Source organism: Chryseobacterium wanjuense, from assembly GCF_900111495.1.
In the GTDB taxonomy this organism is placed as follows: Bacteria; Bacteroidota; Bacteroidia; order Flavobacteriales; family Weeksellaceae; genus Chryseobacterium; species Chryseobacterium wanjuense.
This window is the reverse complement of sequence record NZ_FOIU01000001.1, coordinates 2,205,207-2,226,588: the sequence shown is the minus strand read 5'-3', so window position 1 is coordinate 2,226,588 and position 21,382 is coordinate 2,205,207. Positions and strand designations below refer to the sequence as shown.

Annotated in this window: 16 protein-coding genes; 7 read left to right on the top strand and 9 right to left on the bottom strand. The window is 36.5% G+C overall.

Translation table 11 applies throughout. The features are described from left to right. The first annotated feature begins 2 nt into the window (after positions 1–2). Positions 3–1,208 carry a hypothetical protein gene (locus BMX24_RS09905; RefSeq protein WP_089792067.1) on the top strand — a complete coding sequence of 402 codons (1,206 nt, stop codon included), beginning with the start codon at positions 3–5 and terminating at the stop codon, positions 1,206–1,208. A gap of 197 nt (positions 1,209–1,405) precedes the next feature. Here the strand turns inward: BMX24_RS09905 and BMX24_RS09900 are convergent, their stop codons facing one another. Then, positions 1,406–2,767, bottom strand: a complete 1,362-nt coding sequence (locus tag BMX24_RS09900) for a PQQ-dependent sugar dehydrogenase (RefSeq protein WP_089792065.1) — start codon at positions 2,765–2,767, stop codon at positions 1,406–1,408. Between the two features lie 215 nt (positions 2,768–2,982). Between BMX24_RS09900 and secD the strand changes: the two genes are divergently transcribed. From secD to BMX24_RS09870, 5 genes are all read left to right on the top strand, one after another. Next, a complete protein-coding gene (gene secD / locus BMX24_RS09895; RefSeq protein ID WP_089792062.1) occupies positions 2,983–5,892 on the top strand; it encodes a protein translocase subunit SecD in 2,910 nt (969 codons plus the stop codon). A gap of 447 nt (positions 5,893–6,339) precedes the next feature. Then, complete coding sequence (locus BMX24_RS09890; RefSeq protein WP_089792059.1) at positions 6,340–7,575, top strand: TCR/Tet family MFS transporter; 1,236 nt, start codon at positions 6,340–6,342, stop codon at positions 7,573–7,575. Between the two features lie 966 nt (positions 7,576–8,541). Continuing rightward, positions 8,542–8,877: a Sec-independent protein translocase subunit TatA/TatB gene (locus BMX24_RS09880; RefSeq protein ID WP_089792055.1), complete on the top strand. Its 336-nt coding sequence runs from the start codon at positions 8,542–8,544 to the stop codon at positions 8,875–8,877. A 3-nt stretch (positions 8,878–8,880) separates the two neighbouring features. Beyond that, a complete protein-coding gene (locus BMX24_RS09875) occupies positions 8,881–9,447 on the top strand; it encodes a phosphatase PAP2 family protein (protein ID WP_089792053.1) in 567 nt (188 codons plus the stop codon). Beyond that, positions 9,444–10,259 carry a tetratricopeptide repeat protein gene (locus BMX24_RS09870; RefSeq protein WP_089792051.1) on the top strand — a complete coding sequence of 272 codons (816 nt, stop codon included), beginning with the start codon at positions 9,444–9,446 and terminating at the stop codon, positions 10,257–10,259. Before BMX24_RS09875 ends, BMX24_RS09870 begins: the two co-directional genes overlap by 4 nt. Before the next feature lie 64 nt (positions 10,260–10,323). Here BMX24_RS09870 and BMX24_RS09865 read toward each other — a convergent pair whose 3' ends face one another. Beyond that, positions 10,324–10,797 (bottom strand): 23S rRNA (pseudouridine(1915)-N(3))-methyltransferase RlmH, encoded by a 474-nt coding sequence (locus BMX24_RS09865; RefSeq protein ID WP_089792049.1) that lies wholly within the window; start codon positions 10,795–10,797, stop codon positions 10,324–10,326. Positions 10,798–10,997: 200 nt separating this feature from the next. Between BMX24_RS09865 and BMX24_RS09860 the strand changes: the two genes are divergently transcribed. Then, positions 10,998–12,014 (top strand): YihY/virulence factor BrkB family protein, encoded by a 1,017-nt coding sequence (locus BMX24_RS09860; RefSeq protein WP_089792047.1) that lies wholly within the window; start codon positions 10,998–11,000, stop codon positions 12,012–12,014. Here the strand turns inward: BMX24_RS09860 and nhaA are convergent. The 7 genes from nhaA to BMX24_RS09825 form a co-directional block, all read right to left on the bottom strand. After that, positions 12,011–13,189 carry a Na+/H+ antiporter NhaA gene (gene nhaA, locus BMX24_RS09855; protein WP_089792045.1) on the bottom strand — a complete coding sequence of 393 codons (1,179 nt, stop codon included), beginning with the start codon at positions 13,187–13,189 and terminating at the stop codon, positions 12,011–12,013. The two genes, BMX24_RS09860 and nhaA, sit on opposite strands and share 4 nt — an antisense overlap. Before the next feature lie 3 nt (positions 13,190–13,192). Beyond that, entirely contained in the window at positions 13,193–15,403 is a 2,211-nt protein-coding gene (locus BMX24_RS09850) for a RelA/SpoT family protein (protein ID WP_089792044.1), read from the bottom strand. Positions 15,404–15,520: 117 nt separating this feature from the next. Next, the gene (locus BMX24_RS09845; protein WP_089792042.1) at positions 15,521–15,889 is read right to left on the bottom strand and encodes a hypothetical protein; all 369 of its coding nucleotides are present in this window, start codon (positions 15,887–15,889) and stop codon (positions 15,521–15,523) included. Positions 15,890–16,104: 215 nt separating this feature from the next. Beyond that, the gene (gene acs / locus BMX24_RS09840) at positions 16,105–18,015 is read right to left on the bottom strand and encodes an acetate--CoA ligase (protein ID WP_089792040.1); all 1,911 of its coding nucleotides are present in this window, start codon (positions 18,013–18,015) and stop codon (positions 16,105–16,107) included. A gap of 63 nt (positions 18,016–18,078) precedes the next feature. After that, the gene (locus BMX24_RS09835; RefSeq protein WP_089792039.1) at positions 18,079–18,438 is read right to left on the bottom strand and encodes a response regulator transcription factor; all 360 of its coding nucleotides are present in this window, start codon (positions 18,436–18,438) and stop codon (positions 18,079–18,081) included. After that, complete coding sequence (locus BMX24_RS09830) at positions 18,435–21,146, bottom strand: ATP-binding protein (RefSeq protein WP_170835701.1); 2,712 nt, start codon at positions 21,144–21,146, stop codon at positions 18,435–18,437. The genes BMX24_RS09835 and BMX24_RS09830 overlap by 4 nt, the downstream gene beginning before the upstream one ends. Then, a complete protein-coding gene (locus BMX24_RS09825; protein ID WP_089792035.1) occupies positions 21,139–21,333 on the bottom strand; it encodes a hypothetical protein in 195 nt (64 codons plus the stop codon). The genes BMX24_RS09830 and BMX24_RS09825 overlap by 8 nt, the downstream gene beginning before the upstream one ends. Positions 21,334–21,382 lie beyond the last annotated feature (49 nt).

The following is a 21,382-nucleotide window of genomic DNA, read 5'->3' as shown; positions in this document are numbered from 1 at the left end:
CTATGAACAGGAAGGTTCTCTTGGTTTTACTTTATCTTTATGCACTTGTTTTCAGTGTTTTAAAAACGATAAGGTTTCCCAATGACTGGTCCGAAGCACACTGGATGCTGGATTACAGGTTTGGGTTTATCAAAAGAGGACTGGCTGGGGAAATTTTCGGATGGATTTTTGAGAAGAATGAATTTAATATTTTAATTCTTTCCGCTGTAATATTGTTTTTACTGTATGTTTCTGTGTTTATAATTGCTGTAAAAGAAACATTTAAACAGGAAAATAGTTTTTACAGGATATTTTTCTTCTTAATCTTTTTTCTTTCTCAATACATTGTGTTTTCCGCTCACCTGATCGGATATTTAGACCATATCATTTTTTTACTGACAATTTTAGTCATTTATTTTATTAAACAAAAGAAAATTCTTTTATCATCGGCTATTGCAGCGATTTGTATACTGATACATGAAGTTTCGTTCTTCCTGATGTTGCCGGTAAGTTGTTTTGCGCTTGTGGTGACAGAAATTGGGGTTGAAAAATTTTCATTAAAAAATATATTTTCAGCGGATATTTTAAAAAAGCTGGTGGTATTTCTGATATTGCCATTTTTTACTGCAATTTCCGTCACTTTGTATCAGGAATGGAATGGTGAAAATTACTTTTCTGTTATTTTTAATTATTTAAAGGAAATACCTTTTATTTCTGAAAAAGCTGCAGATTCCGTGGCATCGGCTTACACGAAAAGTTTCACTTATTATTTTAAAGAAGAGAGCGGAAGTTTTATCCAAAGATTATTTTTTTCTAGAGCAACCATCTTGTATGGAATTCCGATACTTTTTTCTTTGTGGATGATTTTTAAAGAATTTAAACTGAAACAAAATATTCAGTTGTTTCTTTTATTGATGGTGGTTTCATTCATTCCTTTATTGCTTCATGCCATTGCATATGATACCTATAGAATCTGGTCATTTCCTTTTATGATCCTGTTGTTGGTTTTTTGGATCTTAAGCTCAAAAATTACTATTAAAAAAGAAAAAACGAGAAAATTATCAACTTTAGAAATTATCTTTTTCAGTATTTCGTTGGGATTGGTTTCTTTAATACCAAATGTATTGATGGATAATGAGGTGGAAAGATTTTCTTTAATTGTAAGATTAATAATAATTGTACCGATATTTTTAATTTTATATTTCTTAAAAAAGCCCCAACCGAATTGATTGAGGCTTTAAAAATTTGGGTTAAAATATTTTAGATATTAGATGTAACACTTTATAGATCCTTCAACTGCTTCGCGCTCAGAGTGACACCGCTAATACTATGCATTCCAACTAAGTGGAATAATTTGCCAGTGTCACCCTGAGCGCGAAGCAGTCGAAGGATTTCATTAAGTGAAATTAATTTACATGTAAGAATTTTACTTAATAATCAATTTCTGGCTATAAGATTTCAGGTTTCCTGATTTTAAATTAATAAAATAAACTCCCGCTGGAATTCCCGATATGTCAATACTGTTATCATTTTCTATCTTTACTGATTCTAGTATTCTTCTTCCTTCAAAATTGATGATTTCAACGGAAATATTTTTGTCTTTTAAGCCTTCTATGAAAACTTTTTTAGATGCAGGATTCGGATAAACTTTTATTTCAGCAAGGTTTTCGTTTTCCTGAGTTCCTAAGCTGGTTGTAGTCACTCTGAAAATTTTTCCGTTATTTACTGCTGCGACGAACAATTCATTTTGATTATTCACTCCGAAAGTTGAAAAATTATTTCCTGAAAATGCCGGTGACCAGGTAATTGAATTATTCGGATTTAAGATACCGATCTGTGTAGAACAATAGTCAGCAAAAATATATTTTCCCTGTAAGACAGGAAATTGCGCTCCTCTGTAAACATAACCTCCTGTAATCGAGCATTTTCCTCCGGAATGATCATACACCGCAACCGGAAATGTCATGGTCGATTGAGCAGCACATCCGGCAGTATTGTAGGCATTATTTCCCTCATAACATCTCCACCCATAGTTGACTCCAGCCTGTGTCAGCGGAACACGGTTGATTTCTTCATATTGTCCCTGACCTACATCCGCAATCATCACATTCCCGGAAACGGTATCGAAATTAAATTTCCAGGCATTTCTCAATCCGTAAGCCCAGACTTCATCCGCTCCATCCACGCCTACAAAAGGATTTCCGGGTGGGATATTGTAGGGCCCGGTAGAATTGATGTCTAATCTTAACAATTTTCCCAAAAGAGAATTTTTGTTTTGGGCATTATTATTGGGATCGCCGCCGCTTCCTCCATCACCCGTAACAATCCACAAATAACCATCCGGCGCAAAATGAATGCTTCCTCCATTGTGATTATCAAACGGTTTCGACTGGTTGATAATAATTTTTTCAGTGGCCGGATCTGCAACATCCGGATTTGAACTTCGGGTGTATCTGGCGACTGTTACATTACCGTCCAGGTCGTTATAATACACAAAAAAATACCCGTTGGTCGAGTATTGCGGATGAAATGCCAGTCCCAAAAGACCTCTTTCGCCTCCGTAAGTGATTTTTGAGCTGATATTCAGGAAATTAGTTGGATTTACAGTTCCGTTCGGCTGTACGATTTTAATAATCCCGTTTTGCTGTACGACAAACATTCTGCTGTCATTGGCATTTACAATCTCAACTGGGGCAGTAAGCCCGGTAGCAAATTCTTCCAGACTAATGCTTTGGGCATTAATAAACAGGGAAGAAAAAATACTTGCTGTAAAAAGTAGTTTTTTCATAATATTTTGATATTTAGTGTATTAAACATGAATGAAAATTTCATACCAATCAAACATTGAAAAATTCATTACAATACCATGAAAAAATTATTAAATCTGAAATAAAAATAAGAATGCCGATATATCTGAAAATAAATGATTTCTGTTGTTAAAAATTCATAAAATACAAGAAAATGATTATATTTGCCGACTTAATTTAACGTAGTTATAACAAAATGCAAGGAAAAGGACTTATTACAATTGTTGCTATTGTACTAGGGTTGATTTGCTTAAACGAGCTATTACCAACATGGTACGCCAGCAAAATTGAAAAGCAGGCGACTGCTATTGCAGGAGACAATCCGGAGAAGTATCAGAAAGAAATTGCAAAACTTTCTAAGGATACACTGAATCTGGGATTCACTAAACTTTATTACACTAAAGCCAAAGACAAGGAAATGAAACTTGGTCTTGACTTGAAAGGTGGGATCAACGTTCTTTTGGAGATCAACCAAAGAGATCTTGTGAATGATTTAACAAATTATTCTACGAACCCGATCCTTATCGAGGCTTTAAACAAAACGGATGAAGTTCAGAAGAATTCTACAAAATCTTACATCGACAACTTTTTCGACCAGTTCGATGCAATTAACAAAGCTAAAGGTACAAACCTGAAGTTGGCAGATCCGGAAATTTTCGGAAATACAACACTTACTGAGGTAAAGTACAATACGCCTGATGATCAGGTAAAAAGCATTGTTAAAAGAAAAATCGATGCGTCTGTAGGAACAGCTTTTGAGGTAATCAGAACGAGAATTGACAAGTTGGGAGCTATCCAGCCAAACGTTCAGAGAGTACCTGGTACAGCTAGAATTTCTGTAGAAATGCCTGGTATGAAAGACATCGATAAGGTGAAGAAAATGCTTCAGACTTCTGCAAAACTTCAATTCTGGGAAGTACAACAAGTTCCTGAAATAGCGCCATATTTCCAGACATTAACGTCTATCGTGGCTGCTAAAGGCGATTCTATGGGAGTTGCGAAAAACGTAAACTTCATGAATCTTATACACCTTGACAAATTAAGAACCAATGGTGTTGCCAACGTAAAATTGTCTGATACAGCTGTTGTAAACAAAATTTTAAACAGCAAAGTAGCTCAGTCATTACGTCCGGCTAACATTAAATATACACAATTCATGTGGGGTTACAAACCTGAAGCTACAGACTCTGAAAGTCTGGTATTGTATGCGATCAGAGGTAACATCAATCAGAAAGCTCCTGTAGACGGTGCTGTTGAATCTGCAAGCATCGGCTATGATGAGCTGAGCAGAGTAGTAGTAGACATGCAGATGGATTCTAAAGGTGCTAAAGAATGGAAAACATTAACAGAGAAAAACGTAGGTAAACCAGTTGCTGTAACACTTGACGGTAGAGTATACACTGCACCGAACGTTGTAAATGCTATTCCTAACGGTAGAACTCAGATCTCCGGTAACTTCTCTCAGGAAGAAGCTAAGGAATTGGTAGACGTTTTAGGAGCGGGTAAATTACCGGCAGGTGCAAAAGTAGTTCAGGCTACGGTTGTAGGTCCGTCTTTAGGACAGGAGTCTATTGATGCAGGTTTAATGTCATTCATTATCGCATTCGGTATTATTATCGTTTATATCATCTTCTATTATGGTGGAGCAGGTGTTTATGCTGTTATTGCAATGATTATCAACTTGTTCTATATTTTCGGTATCATGGATTCGGGAGACTTTACGCTTACGCTTCCAGGTATCGCGGGTATCGTTCTTACGATGGCGGTCGCGGTCGACACGAACGTTATTATCTATGAAAGAACAAAAGAAGAGCTATTCGCCGGAAAAGGTATTCTTGAAGCATATAAAGATGGTTTCAAACATGCATTGAATGCAATTATCGATGGTCACACCACGACTTTCTTAACGGCTGTTGTATTATTCTTCTTCGGAACGGGACCTATCAAAGGTTTTGCATTGACACTAATGATCGGTATTGCGATGACATTATTCACGTCAGTATTGCTTTCGAGAGTAATGATCTTCTCAAGATTAAATAAAGGAAAAGGACTTTCTGTCTGGACTCCGGCTACGAAAAATCTATTCAGAAATACTTGGATCGATTTTATCGGAAAAAGAAAATATGCTTATATCTTCTCTGCAGTTCTTACAGTGGTTTGTATCATTTCGATTGCTACACACGGTTTCAAATACGGTATCGACTTTACGGGAGGTAGAAACTACGTGGTAAGATTTGATAAAAATATCAATGTTAATGATATTGAAGAAAAATTAGTAACGACATTCAAAACTGAAGACGGTAAAAACTCTTCTGTTGAAGCTAAAACTTTTGGAAACGACAGACAGCTAAAGATCTCTACAGATTACCTGATCGATGACGAATCTTTAAAAGCTGACCAGATTATCGAGCAAAAATTATTTGAAGGGTTAAAAACAAACTTACCTGCAAATATGACGTTGAAAGACTTCAAATCAGCAGATAAAGACCACGCAGGAATCATCTCTTCTGAAAAAGTAGGGCCTTCTGTGGCCGATGATATTAAGATTCATGGGATCTATGCGGTTTTAGCGGCATTGGGAATGATCTTTATCTACATCTTGGTGAGATTTAGAAAATGGCAGTTCTCTCTTGGTGCGGTTGCGTCTCTATTCCATGATGCGGTAATCATTTTGGGAGCTTATTCATTGCTTCACAAGTATATGCCTTTCAACATGGAGATCAATCAGGATTTCATCGCTGCGATCCTTACGGTATTGGGATACTCAATCAACGATACGGTAATTATCTTCGACAGAATTAGAGAATATCTGAGAGAAAAGAAATCCATCACTTTGGCTGGGTTGTTCGATGACTCTATTTCAAGTACGTTGGGTAGAACATTCAACACCTCATTTACAACAATCCTTGTAATTTTGGCGATCTTCATTTTTGGTGGAGACAACCTAAGAGGATTCATGTTTGCAATGTTAATCGGTATCGGATTCGGTACCTATTCATCGATCTTCGTAGCATCGGCAATTGCCTACGACTTCTTAAAAACCGGTAAGGAAGAAGATGTTCACGGTAAGTCGACTACAAACAAAGAAGTACTTGCTTCAAAATAAAGTTTACTACAATAAATAAGAAAAAAAGCCTTTCAACACTGAAAGGCTTTTTTTGTGCTTGATTTTGTTGGTTGTGAATTTTGTTGATAGTTTCTCGTCGCTGGTTTAGTATTTAGTTTTCAAACTTCCAATCAGAAAAATCTGCATTTTGTCATTTTGGAAGAATCTAAACACAATTTTTCCATTTAAAAAAACAAATTAAATCCTTCGACTGCTTCGCGCTCAGGATGACACTGGCAAATTATTTCGGATATCTGGAACGCTTAGTATTAGAGATGTCATCCTGAGCGCGAAGCAGTCGAAGGATCTCAACTCAAAAATGAAACAGTTTAATAATCCTAACCAAAAACCATAAGCAACCAAAAACTAAAAACCAGCAACAAAATTAACACCCAATTAATAATTTAGAATCATTATTTTTTCCGATTTGACTATTTTTGCACAACTATGGAAAATTCTAGGAAAAAGGCCGCTATTGGTTTCATATTTATTACATTACTGATTGATATTACGGGATGGGGTATCATCATTCCGGTGGTTCCGAAACTTATTGAAGAACTTATTCATGGTGACATAAGTGAAGCTGCTAAATATGGGGGCTGGTTGGGATTTGCTTATGCATTTACACAATTTATTTTCTCTCCTGTTGTCGGAAACTTAAGTGACAAATATGGACGAAGACCTATTATTCTGATTTCACTTTTCGGATTTGCGGTAGATTATATTTTCCTGGCTTTAGCACCGACAATCTGGTGGCTGTTCCTGGGAAGGGTGATTGCCGGCATTACGGGAGCCAGCGTGACTACGGCGAGTGCTTATATTGCCGATATTTCTACAGATGAAGACAGAGCTAAAAATTTTGGTTTAATTGGTGCTGCTTTTGGCCTCGGATTCATTATTGGACCTGTTTTGGGTGGAGTTTTAGGCCATTATGGAGCCAGAGTTCCCTTTTATGCTGCAGCCGGATTGTGTTTACTGAATTTCCTTTACGGATATTTCATCCTTCCGGAAAGTTTGGATAAAGACAAAAGAAGGGAATTTAACTGGAAAAGAGCAAACCCGATAGGTTCATTTAAATTTTTAGGTAAACATCCCGAAATTTCCGGATTAATTGTTTCATTAATTTTAATTTACATTGCAGGACACGCAGTTCAGAGTAACTGGAGCTTCTTTACTATGTATAAATTCAACTGGACGGAGAGAATGGTAGGAATTTCTTTAGGTGTTGTGGGATTATTGGTAGGAATCGTTCAAGGAGGCTTGATTCGATGGACTACTCCGAGACTGGGCGAACAAAAAAGTATTTATTACGGATTGGCACTTTACGCTGTCGGAATGTTGCTTTTTGCCTTTGCTACGCAGGGTTGGATGATGTTTGCATTCTTAATTCCTTATTGTCTAGGCGGTATTTGCGGACCTGCGTTACAGTCGGTCATTACGAAAAGTGTACCTTCCAACGAGCAGGGAGAATTGCAGGGGGCATTGACGAGTTTAATGAGTGCAACATCTATTGTCGGACCTCCGATGATGACGAATTTATTTTACTTCTTCACGCATGATGAAGCTCCGTTTAAGTTTTCCGGCGCGCCGTTCTTTTTGGCTTTTATTTTAATGGCGATCAGTGTGGTGATTACGTATTACGCTTTTCAGAAAAAACATCCGAAGAAAGATAGTATAGAATAAAATGCAAAACGGGGCATCAGATTGATGTCCCGTTCTGTTGGAAATATAATGTTTGAAAGAATATATTATTAAGTTTTTGTCATCTTTTAATGAATGGAAAGTTAAGTTAAATCATTTTGACGTGAATTAAGTATTTGTTAATTGTTATTTAAATTATGATGAATTTTTTCAATGAACTTCAAGTCGAATAATAATTTTACCACCACGTTTGTCGTCAATACTTAGCGTCCCAGATATCCGAAATAATTTACCAGTGTCACCCTGAGCGCGAAGCAGTCGAAGGATTTTGAATTTTTGTTGTTGAGATTCTTCCAGAATAACAAACTTCTCTAATAATAAACGTTTCAACTAATCGAAGTAATTTGTCAGTGTCACCCTGAGCGCGAAGCAGTCGAAGGGTTTTGAATTTTGTTGTTGAGATCCTGCAGAATGACAAACTTCTCTAATAATAAACGTTTCAGCTAATCTAAATAATCTGCCAGTGTCACCCTGAGCGCGAAGCAGTCGAAGGGTTTTTGAACTTGGTTGTTGAGATCCTTCCAGGATGACAAACTTCTCTAATAATAAACGTTTCAGCTAATCGAAATAATTTGCCAGTGTCACCCTGAGCGCGAAGCAGTCGAAGGGTTTTCGAATTTTGTTGTTGCGATCCTTCCAGAATGGCAAATAAAGTTCAATCAAATTCAGAAATTGATGAGTCGACAAAAACCCTAGCCCAGATTGCAACGGCATCCTTTTGAGTTGCGGCCGGAGCAAAGCGGAGGCCGTAACTCAAAAGATACAGTGGAAAGCTGGAAATAGCTCCTAAAAAACAGAGAAACTTTAAAATCCCCCAACCTTTCAACCCACAACTCGAACCTCGTATCTCCAAAACCTGCGACCCGAAACTCGACCCCTTTTCTTAAAATTTGTTTAAAATTAATATATAACATCATACAATTGTATAATCTTTCGTAATTTTACAAAATGGAACTAAGCTTTGGAGAAATGGCACTGATTGCTGTGGCGATCGTTGTATTATTCGGACCGGATAAACTTCCTCAAATTGCGCGTGATCTGGGATCAGGTGTAAGAAAAATGCGTGGCGCAGTGGAAGATATTAAAACTGAGATCTTGAAGGAAACAGATAATCCTGTTTCTGAGATCAAGCGTGAAATAGAGAAAGTGAAGGATGCTGCGAAAGATTTTAATCCGATGAAAGATATCCAAAAAGATATTCTTACCGAACCACAGGCATCGAATGAACCTCCAAAACCAAAGCCTTCCGAAGATGAAACTTACGAAGGACCTGTAAGCAGATAATCGATGGAAGAAATAATTCTGGAGGATAAGAAAGCTTTTTTGTTTCTCAATAATTTGGGAAGCTCTTCTTTTGATCAGTTCTGGATGCTGATTTCCAGTACGTGGATCTGGGTTCCGCTTTACATTATATTCTGTTATTTTTTATTCAAAAATTATAAACTAAGATCGTTAGTTTTTATATTAATATTTGTAGCTATCGGTGTTACGGTTTCTGATCAGGTGGCCGGTATTTTCAAACATGGCATAGAGAGACTGAGACCTTGTCATGACCCAACTCTTGAGCATCACATGAGAATCGTAAAATGTGGTGGGCAGTACGGATTTTATTCCGCTCATGCTTCCAATACGTTCTTTTTGGCAACTTATTTAACTATTTTATTAAAAAATAACCTTAAATGGTTTCCTTATGCTATATTTGTATGGGCTGTAGTTGTTTCTTATAGCCGCATTTATTTAGGAGTGCATTTCCCGATAGATATTTTGGTGGGGGCGTTTGTTGGTACTTTATTGGGAGTGATTTTCGGTGCACTCGCCAAAAAAGTAATCAATAAGCAAAAAATAACCACATGAAAAAACATTTATTATTTCTAGTACTCGCTTTTTCCTCATTACCATTTCACGCACAAGACAAAAAAGTCGCCGAAGAATGCTTTCAGAAAGCAGACTACAAATGTGCTGAGGAACAGTATTCGAAATTGGCTCAGAGCGAAAAAATCCAGCAGCTTCAGTCGGAATATTACAACAATTTAGGAACGGCGCAGAGAAGATTGGGAAAAACTTCTTTAGCTTTTAAATCGTATGAATCTGCCTTAAAATCAAACCCTATGTCTGCGGCTGTATATGCCAATTTAGGCTCTATTCACAGTCAGAAAGGAAATAAGCAGGCCGCTCTGGATTATCTCAATAAAGGTCTTCAGTTACAGCCTGAAAATGCAGAGATGTATCTGACAAGAGCGAAAGTTTACGAAAACCTGGGTAAAAAAGATCTTGCCGCAAAAGATTTAAATCAAATTTTAAGCTTTGCTCCTGATAATATCTATGCCCGAACAGGTTTAGCAAATCTTAAGAAAAACAGCGGTGATCTGGAAGGTGCCTTGAAAGATTATAATCAATTACTTGCCGAAAAACCGGAATCTCTTTTGTACAGCGGAAGAGCCGATGTATATTATAAATTAAAGAAAAACAAAGAAGCACTTGCCGATGTGAACAAAGCAATTTCTATTGACCCGAAATTTGCTCAGGCATACGTGAATAAAGCATTAATTTTGTTTGATACCGCAAAGCCCAAAGAAGCTTGTGCAAGCTTGGATAAAGCTGTCAGCCTGGGATATGAAAAGCCTTTGCTTTTTGAACATTATGCGAAATGTGAAGTGAAAAAATAGATTTTTAAATAGACCGATAGGTTTCGGGTCGGCAAAGCCGACCCGAAACTATTTGAAACTTACATTAATCATTATGATAAGGTTTGCCCTGTAAAATCTGATCGGCACGATAGATTTGCTCAACAATAAACAACCGGATCATCTGATGGGTGAAAGTCATTGTAGAGAGTGACATTTTTTCATTTGCCCTGCTGTATATCTCTTCTGAAAATCCATACGCTCCACCAATTAAAAGGTGAATTTTTTTTACTGAAGAATTCATCCAAACGTCAATTTTTTGGGCAAATTCACGGCTTGTAAACTGTTTTCCTTTTTCATCCAGAATGACGACAAGATCATTTTTATCAATATAATTGAGAAACAACCGGGCTTCCTCTTTCTTTAAAAGATCAGGAGAAAGGTTTTTAGCATTTTTCACATCAGGAATTTCGACGATGGTAAAATTCCAGTGTTTGGGCAGGCGTTTAAGATAATAATTGATTAAAGAAGTGATTTCTTTATCATCCGTTTTCCCGATACAAAGCAAATTGATCTGCATTTTCTGTCTTACAATGTTTTAAGCAAAGATATTCATAAATTAAAGAAAGTCATAATGCACGGACTTTTAAAGCTAATTTTAAAACTAAAAAAAATCATTACTTTTGTAGGAACACCAAAAGGATGAAAACAATTATTTTCTTTTTTGTCATTTTCGGTAAATTCTAAAAACTTGGATGAATAGTTGATATTTAAAGTAAAATGGGCATAAAACTTCCTAAATTTATCTTGAAGGTTCAAGAGTTTTTTGACGATATTCATATTCCGGTGTTGGGAATATCGCTTTGGCAGATGTTCGAGATCTATATTTCCGGAATTTTTAAAGGAAATATCGGACGAAAAGCTGCCGCCATTTCATGGAGTTTCACGATCAGTTTATTCCCTTTTCTCCTTTTCCTGTTGTCTGTTTTGCCGTATATGCCGCATTATGACAAGCTTCAGTTTTATATTTTTGAGGTATTGATGCACAATGTTTTTCCATCCAATATAGAAGGTGATGTGAGAGGGTATATTGAAACGAATATTATTCCTAATATGAAGGGAATCAGTAATTTGACTATCGTTTTAGCATTGGTATTCGCGACTAACGGAACGTTTTCCATCATTAACGGATTCAACGAAAATACAGACGAAAAAATGACTGATGTCAAAGAATTCATTCTTTCATTTTTTATCACCATCGGGTTTATCACGATCGTCTTTTTAACGCTTTTTGGAGTATATTATTCAGAAGTGGTTTTAAAGCTATTTACGCCGGTTTATGATGTCTCCTGGCTGGCTGACAACCTTTCTAAAATCATCGGATTTGTCTCTTTTCCACTATTTTATTTTATACTTCTGGCATTGTTTTATTGGCTGGGAACGGTAAGAATCACAAGATTCAGACAAGCTGTTCCGGGAGCTATTCTTACCACCGTTTTATTTGTTGTAACTACTTATGGATTTGCTATTTATGTTAAAAATATAGCGCGTTACAATGTTCTTTACGGATCAATTGGAAGTATGATTCTTCTGATGGTTTGGGTGAATGTCAACGTATATCTTCTCCTTTTCGGAAATGAATTGAATATGGCCATCCGAAAGCTGAGAATCGAAAAACTATTATCCGACCAGCTTAAAAAAGAAGCCACGAATTATCACGCCCAAAGCGCTGAGCCCAATCTTGAAAGCGATGAAGAACATATATGGAAATTTAACAAAGAAGAGAAAAAAGATTAATTTTCCTCTTCAATTGCTTGATTTTTAGAGCTTACTTTTAAAATTATAAAACCTAAAACGGCGGCTAAAAAAGAAGCAATTAAAATCGCAAATTTCGCCTCATCCTGAATTTCAATTTCTCCTTTGAAAGAAAGCAAAGCGATAAAAATTGACATCGTAAAACCAATACCTGCTAAAAATCCAACTCCTAACATATGCATCCAGGAACTGTTTTGAGGTAATGAACTAAGTTTCAATTTAATAGCAAGCAATGAAAACAGATTAATTCCAATCAGTTTTCCTAAAATCAGTCCCCCGATAATTCCTAAACCTAAACTGCTTGTTAATCCTGAAATCATCCCTTCATTAAACGTAATATTGGTATTCGTTAATGCGAAAATCGGCATAATCAGGAAGCTTACCGGAAAATGAAGTTTGTGCTCCAGTTTTTCCAGTGGTGAAATTTCTACATCAGAAACATTAGTCGGTATTGTAAATGCTAACAAAACGCCGGCAATCGTAGCATGAATTCCCGAATGATGTAGGAAATACCATAAAAACAGTCCGGGAACAATATAGAAAACTATTTTCTTAACTTTTAAAAAATTAAATAAAAATAATAAAGCGGTGATTCCTAAAGATAGGAAAATATACGTCCAATGAATTTGTTCTGTATAAAATATTGCGATTACTAAAATGGCTCCCAAATCATCCACAATAGCCAATGCAGCAAGGAAAATTTTAATAGCATTCGGAATTTTTTTGCCCAACATGGAAATAATAGCCAAAGAAAAAGCAATATCCGTCGCCATCGGAATTCCCCAACCGTTGCTGTACGTCGTCCCCAAATTAAAAGCTGAATAAATAGCAGCCGGAACAACCATTCCCCCAATCGCAGCAAAGATCGGTAGAGAAGCATTTTTGAAAGATGAAAGCTCACCTTCTACCAGCTCTCTTTTGATTTCCAAGCCTACCAAAAGGAAGAAAACGGCCATTAAACCATCATTGATCCAGATGCTTACCGGATATTTCAGATGAAAAATATCGATCCCGGCTTCTTTGTCTAAAAATGCCTGGAAACTTCCTGCAGCAGAAGAATTTGCAATTAATAATGAAATTAATACACAGAAAATCAGGATAATCCCTGAAGATTGACTGCTGCTGAAAAACTTTTTAAAATATAGCGTTAAATTCATGTTCTAAGATTGTAATCGTCTGACTCTTGAAATCCCGTTAATATCATTAAGTTTTTTAAATGTTTGTTCCAATTGGCTTTTATTTTTTACTTCAAGATTAATAGTTCCTGTAAAAATTCCGTCGTTTGACTCAATCGACATACTTTTCATATCCATTCCCATTGCACCGCTGATAACGGTCGTAATATCATTGATCATTCCCATTCTGTCCAAGCCTTCAATCTCGATTTTTACTCTGTTTTTGAAGCTTTCTGCATTTACCCATTTTGCAGGAATCACCCTGTAATCGTACTGTGCCCGAAGGTTGATCGCATTCGGACAATTGTCGCTGTGTACTTTAATACCGTCTGAAATGGTGATAAAACCAAAAATTTTGTCTCCCGGAATCACTGTACAGCATTTTGCATAGCTGTAATTCAGTTTTTCTTCGTCTTTTCCGAAGACGATCATATCCAGATTTTGCTCTTTCGGTTCTACAAAAGTGGTATTTTTCGTCGGAGATTTTCTGAATCTCGAAAGTAAATTATTGAATACGTTTTTACTTTCAATATATTTTCTTAAACTACTTGCATCCAATTCGTTACTTTGGAATTTTAAGTAGAGTTCCTGTGAAGTTTTAAGATTAAAGAATTTTTGAAGTTTGTTCACTTCATCATCATTGAAATTAATTTTTGCATGACGAAGTTTTCTCTGTAAGATTTCTTTTCCTTCTTCAACCAGTTGATTTTTTTGTGAGTTTAAATAGCTCTTAATCTTCGACTTAGCTTTCGATGTGACAACAAATTCAAGCCAGTCGGATTTTGGTTTTTGGTTTTGGGAAGATAAAATATCCACCTGATCTCCATTTTGAAGAACATAAGAAATCGGAACTAATTTTCCGTTGATTTTTGCACCTAAACACTTCATTCCCAAGTCAGAATGGACGGCGAAAGCAAAATCGAGAGCCGTTGCATTGGTCGGCAAAATTTTAATTTCCCCTTTCGGAGTAAATACAAAAACCTCTTTTGAATATAAATTAAGTTTAATATTATCCAAAAGTTCCGATGTAGAAAGGTTTTGCTGCTGTTCAAGAACCTCACGGATTTCTGTTACCCAGTTTTCAAAATTTCTATCCTCAGAGCTCTGTTTGTACCCTTCCTTGTATTTGTAGTGGGCGGCAACCCCTTTTTCTGCAATTTCATCCATTCTTTCGGAACGGATTTGTACTTCGATCCACTTTCTGTCGGGGCCGAGAACGGTTAGGTGTAGACTTTCGTAGCCTGTTGAACGCGGCTGAGTGATCCAGTCTCGCATTCTCGAAGGGTTGCTGTGGTAAACATCCGTTACGATCGAATAAATTTTCCAGGCCAGGAATTTTTCATTCTTAGCATCTGATTTATAGATGATTCTGATCGCGTAATTGTCGAAAACTTCTTCAAAAGATACCCCTTGCTTCAACATTTTTCTGTAAATCGAAGAAATGGCCTTTGCACGCCCTTTGATTTTAAAGTTCAACCCTTCTTCATTGAGTCTCTCGGAAACCTCTTTTTTAAACTCTTCAATATACCTTTCACGGCTTTCTTTTGCGAGTTCCAGTTTTTCTGTGATCTCGTTGTAAACCTCCGGATTATTATATTTTAAAGATAAGTCTTCAAGCTCAGATTTGATGTTGTATAAACCGAGACGGTGCGCCATCGGAGCATAGATATAAACGGTTTCGGAGGCAATTTTTTTCTGCTTGTCCGGCGCCATGCTTTCCAGGGTACGCATATTGTGAAGACGGTCTGCAATTTTAATTAAAATAACCCTGAAGTCTTCGGAAAGAGTAAGCAGCAGCTTCCTGTAATTCTCAGACTGTACCGAAATATTCTGGTGATTCATGATGGAAATTTTGGTCAGTCCATTCACGACATTGGCTATTTTTTCACCAAAAATTTTCTTTAAATCTTCATAGGTATAATCGGAATCTTCGATCACGTCGTGCAAAAGTGCACAGGCAATGGAGGAAGCTCCCAAACCGATCTCCGTTGCTACAATTTTGGCTACAGCAATAGGATGGTAAATATATGGTTCACCAGATTTTCTTCTTTGGTCTTTGTGTGCGTCTAACGCGATATCGAATGCTTTTCGGATGAGTTTGTTGTTTTCCTCACTCAAAGTTCGGTATGTATTCGAAATCAGATCCTTATATCTTGCGAGGATCTCTTTGTTTTCTTGTTCTAAGTCGTAACTCATTTGTGTAAAAGCCTATAATTAAACGAAAATACGAAAATTTTTAGACTTTTCAAACAACAAAAAAATCCGTAGAACGTTCTACGGATTTCCGGTTATTAATTTTTTATCATTATTTGTTTAAAATTTTACTTCAGCGGAATCCATGCCGTGATTAGAATTTCTAATCTTTACATCGGGACTGTTATGAATTTCAGCTTTGCATCTTGCGTCAATGTATCTTTTTAGATTGTCATAATGAGCCTGTTCGATACTCATATTTTCAAATAAAAATGTCTTTAAAACAGAATTTTGATTAAAAATATTTTTTGCATTGTCCGTCTGGACATTATCTTTTACAGCTACACTTGCCAGATACTGAGCATTGTGCTGTCCGTTATCAAGATATACAATGTAATCTGAATTTTCGAAACCGGAGTTTTCAAGATCGGTTTCAAGTTTCTTGTAATCGCTGTGATGTTCAAATAATCCAGCTAATATATTTGACATAGCAATAGTTTTAAAATTGTACTTAAAGATAATAAATAATTTCTATATATATTGATAATTTTTTAATAAAAATTTAATTTTAATATTTTATCTATAAAATATTGTTAAAATTTATGAAGATGTCTATTGAACGGGTGTTTAAAATAATGTTCTTTTCTAAAAATAAAAAAAACGGACTTTCGCCCGTTTCTATTGATATTGTAATTAAAATAAATTTAATCTATTCTTTCATTTTTAATTTCCTCAACAATTTCAGGATTCAAAAGGGTAGAGGTATCTCCGAAATTACTGAAATCACCTTCTGCGATTTTTCTTAAAATCCTACGCATGATCTTTCCAGAACGGGTTTTCGGTAGTCCGGAAACAAACTGTATTTTATCCAGTTTCGCGATGGGTCCGATCTGGTCTGAAATCAACTGATTGATCTCTTTTTTAAGATTATCTTTCTGACGGCTTTCTCCGGTTTCTTTTAATATAACAAATCCGTACAATGCATTTCCTTTGATGTCGTGAGGATAGCCGACGATGGCAGATTCGGCTACAGCAGGGTGTTCGTTGATGCTGTCTTCGATCGGCGCCGTTCCCAGATTGTGCCCTGAAACAATGATCACATCATCTACACGACCCGTAATTCTGTAATAGCCAACTTCGTCTCTCAATGCACCGTCTCCGGTGAAGTATTTACCAGGAAAAGCGGTAAAATAAGTTTCTTTATAACGTTGATGATCTCCCCAGATCGTCCTTGCAATTCCCGGCCACGGAAAACGTATGCAAAGATTTCCCGTTACCTGATTTCCCATGATTTCGTTGCGTTTATCATCCATCAAAACAGGCTGAATTCCGGGCAAAGGCAGGGTAGCGTAAGTCGGCTTTGTCGGCGTTACGAATGGAAGAGGAGAGATCATAATTCCACCTGTTTCCGTCTGCCACCAAGTATCTACAATCGGGCATTTTTTCTTTCCGACATGGTCATTGAACCAGTGCCAAGCCTCTTCATTGATGGGTTCGCCAACGGAACCAATGACTTTTAGAGTGCTTAAATCATGCTTATCAACCCATTCTGCACTTTCTTTTGCTAATGAACGGATTGCTGTTGGAGCAGTGTAAAATTGGGTAATTTTATGTTTTTCAATGACTTCCCAAAATCTGTCCGGTTCAGGATAAGTAGGAATTCCTTCAAAAATAACGGTTGTGGCTCCGTTCAACAGTGGGCCGTAAAGGATGTACGAGTGGCCTGTAATCCAGCCAATATCAGCTGTACACCAGTAAATATCGTTTTCTTTATAATTAAATACATTTTTAAAAGTATAAGCCGTATACACCATATAACCGGCGCAAGTGTGAAGCATCCCTTTTGGTTTTCCCGTAGAACCTGATGTGTACAAAATGAAAAGCGGATCTTCGGCATCCATGATCACTGTCACAAAATCCGGGGAAGCATTTTCGTATAAATCTGCCATCCAGAAATCCCTGTGCTCCTTCATTTTGATCTCGTTGTGGGTTCTTTTTACCACTAAAACTTTTTCAACGCTTGGTGTTTTCTCCAACGCTTCATCAACGATGCTTTTTAAATCCAGCACTTTGTTTCCTCGGTAACTTCCATCTGAGGTAATGATCATTTTTGCGCCGCAGTCATTCACTCTCGAAGCTATTGCTGAAGCGGAAAATCCTGCAAAAATCACAGAATGGATGGCTCCTAATTTTGCACAGGCCAACATGGTAATCGCCAGTTCAGGAATCATCGGAAGGTAGATGCAGACTCTGTCACCTTTTTCGATGCCCATTTCCCGCAGAACATTGGCAGTTTTGTTAACTCTCGTATATAATTCGTTGTAAGTAATATGCTGCGCTTCTTCTTTCGGATCGTTGGGTTCCCAAATGATCGCGGTTTTGTCGCCTCTTACGGAAAGGTGTCTGTCCAGGCAGTTTTTTGTGATATTGAGCTTGGCATTTTTAAACCATGTGATTTTTGCTTCACTCATATCATATTTCACTACCTTATTCCATCTTTGATACCATACAAAATTTTGATCGGCTATCTTGTCCCAGAATTTTTTAGGATTTTTAATAGATTTTTTATACTCCTCAAAATAATGCGGTAAATCTTCTATTTGATAATTTCTCATATCCCTTTCGTTTTTTGAAATTTATTTTATTTAAATTTTTTTAGTTTATAATTTTATTTTATGTCAAAACATTTCCTCAATCTGCTGAATCAGTTTTTTGATCGAATAAGGTTTTGTAACATACGCGTCAGCTCCCATTTCCAGGCCTTTTTCAATGTCTTTCGGATTGTTTTTGGCGCTCAGGAAAATGACTTTTGTGTTTTTTAGTTTTTCATCTTGTTTAATGATCTTTAAAGTACTGTATCCATCAAGATTCGGCATCATGATATCGAGCAAAATTACGTCGGGAACCATGGTTTTCAGAAATTCCAGCACTTCGGTTCCGTCTCTTGCAATGTACACGTCATAGCCGTTTTTCTTGAAACTGTATTCCAGCGACATGAGTATTTTGTGTTCATCATCGGCAATTATTATCTTTTTCATATCGTGTTTTGATTTTGTTCAACTTCATTTTTATTCTCTTTTATTTTTTTGGGCAGGGTGATGGTGAAAGTGACACCCAGTCCGCTGTTTTCCGCTTTTATTGTTCCACCCTGAGCCTGAACTATTTTCTTTGAAATTGCCAGTCCCAATCCGCTTCCTGTTGGTTTTAGGATGTTTTGGTTTCTGGATTGGTAAAATTTATCAAAAATCATTTCCAGATCTTCTTCAGGGATATGTTTTCCGGTGTTAAAAATTGTAATGATTAATTGATTTTCCCTTTCAGATAATTTGGTCTGAATAGTTCCCTGTTCATCAGTAAATTTTAAAGCATTTCCTAAAATATTCTGAAATAGCTGAATCATTCTGGCTTCATCATATTCAAATATAAACTGATTCAAAAGATTGACTTCACTTAAATGAATATTTTTTTGATGAATAAGGTGAAGAAGCGGATTTAATGCTTTTTTATAGGTTTCAATAATATTATTTTCCTTGATATGCAGGGCAATTTCGCCATGTTCCAATTTATCCAGATAGAGAATATCATTAATAATTTCACTTAATCTGTCAGATTCTGTAATAATATTATTTAAAAACTCTTTTTTGATGTCTAACGGAATATCGTCGTCGTCCGCTAAAATTTCCCCCGCCGAACGAATGGCGGTAATCGGGGTTCTCAGTTCGTGGGCGACAGAATCGAGGAAGTCGTCTTTCTGACGGTCTTTGATGATTAAACTTTCGTTGGCATTTCTTAAATCATCGGATAATTTTTGCAGTTCTTCCGACTGTTCCGTAAGTTTTTTATTGAGTGTAATATTTTCTTTAGATTCTTCTAAAATGTTTAAAACTTCCTTTAATGAAATTTTATCTTCCTTCGTTACACCTTCAATTAAAATTTTAGCTGAAGCGGTCCCGATTCTCCCTGCCAAAAGGTTTTCCGAGAATTTGATGAATCTCGAATCGGCGGTTTCTGTCTGGGAATCAATATTATATTTTAAATTGAAAATCCTTAAAGCCTGCTCTGTTTTATTTTTACCTAAAAATCTTTCCAGAATGTTTTTAATGTCTGAAACATAAGCTGTTCCGCGCCAGATGAAAGCGTTTTCGTGATTTTGAATGTATTTATCAATATCTACATACAGCTCGGCAAAATTTCTTTCACGGTAATTCCCTTTAATACTCACAGAAATGATGGTAAACAATCCCGTATTTACCAAAATCGACCAAAAGAAAATCTCTGGAATTCTTCCCAAATAGGGAATTGTGAAGAAGTCAAAAAGATTGTACAGATCTCTCAAAACGCCCTTGAATTCCTGATTGTAAGAGAAATAATATTGTGGAATGATCAACCCGAAATAGCAAATAACCAATCCTGCTAATAAACCTGCAACGGCACCTTTATAACTTCCTCTCCGCCAGAAAATTGCTCCGAAAAATGCGGGTGCCAATTGGGCAATCACAACAAATGAAATTAAACCAACCGAATCCAGCGAAGTTTTTAAAATAAAATATTTATAAAAAGCAAACGCCATGATAATCAGCGCAAAAATGCTGAATTTTCTGATATTTGTAATGTTTCTCGTGTTCTGAATTTCATTTTCAGACTTAAATTTTCCCAATAAACCGTAAGGAATAATCAGGTTATTGGAAAGCATGATGGATAAAGTAATCGCAGAAATGATAATCATTGAAATACAAGAACTTAAGCCTCCAAGGAAAACAAAAACCGTAATCAAAGTATTATTAAAATGCTGCGGAATTAAAATAGAATAAAATTCCGGATTTACATTTTGCCCGTCAAAAATCAATCTTCCACCCCAGGCAATCGGAAAGATAAAGATGGTGAAAATCAATAAGTAAAGCGGAAAAAACCAAATCGCTGTTTTGATATGTTTTTCCTGTCTGTTCTCGACAATCGCCGTGTGAAACTGTCTCGGAAGGATACAGATCGCCGTTCCTGAAATCATGCATAAAATCATCCAGTTTAAGGCGCCTTCAATCCCGTTGAAGGTGTTTTTTGCTTTAAAATCTTCAAATTTGCTGGCTTTTTCATAAATATCTGAAAATCCGTCAAATACAAAATAAATGACAAATAATCCCAAAATGATAATAAAGAAAAGCTTTAAAAAACTTTCCAAAGCAATTGCAGAAATAATTCCCAAACGTTTTTCTGAAGCATCAACATATCGGGTTCCGTAATATGATGAAAATAAAGCAATTAAAACAACCACAAAAGTCGCATTATCAGTCAGGATATTTTTTGACATTGGGGTTTCTGTCACAAGGTGAAAAGTTTCGGAAATCGCCTTGATCTGTAAACCGATGTAAGGTACAATCGCCAAAAGACACACAATCGTAATAATAGCGCTGAAACTCCTGCTGTTCCCATATCTCAACGAAATAAAATCCGCCAGGCTGCTGATTTTATTCACCCTTGAAATGCGTACAATCCGGGTATTAATATAAATCCATGCCGGAATGACTATGATAGGGCCAATGTAAATAGGAAGGTAATTAAGTCCGCTTGTTGCCGCCACACCAATGCTTCCGTAATACGTCCAGGCTGTGCAGTACACGGCTAAAGACAGTGCATAGATGTAAGGATTGTTGATCCAAAGCTTGCTCTTTTTCTTCTCCGCCAGATGAGCGACTAAGAACAAAAGTGCCAGATAAAACAAAACCACGGTAAATAATGCGAAACTACTCATCATATTTTTTTATGATTACAAAAGAAATAATGATGGAAATCATCCAGACAGCGAAAATGTAAATCAGAATCATCGGATATCCAAAAATTTCCCGGTCACTGTTGAACAGCAATGATATGGGAATACTGAATGCCATCAGAAGTCCGATGCTCAGGATGATTAGCTTTTGTTCGTGCCTTTTCTTCATATTTAAAAAAGATAATTGACGGACAGATGATATCCGCCAATTACCACTA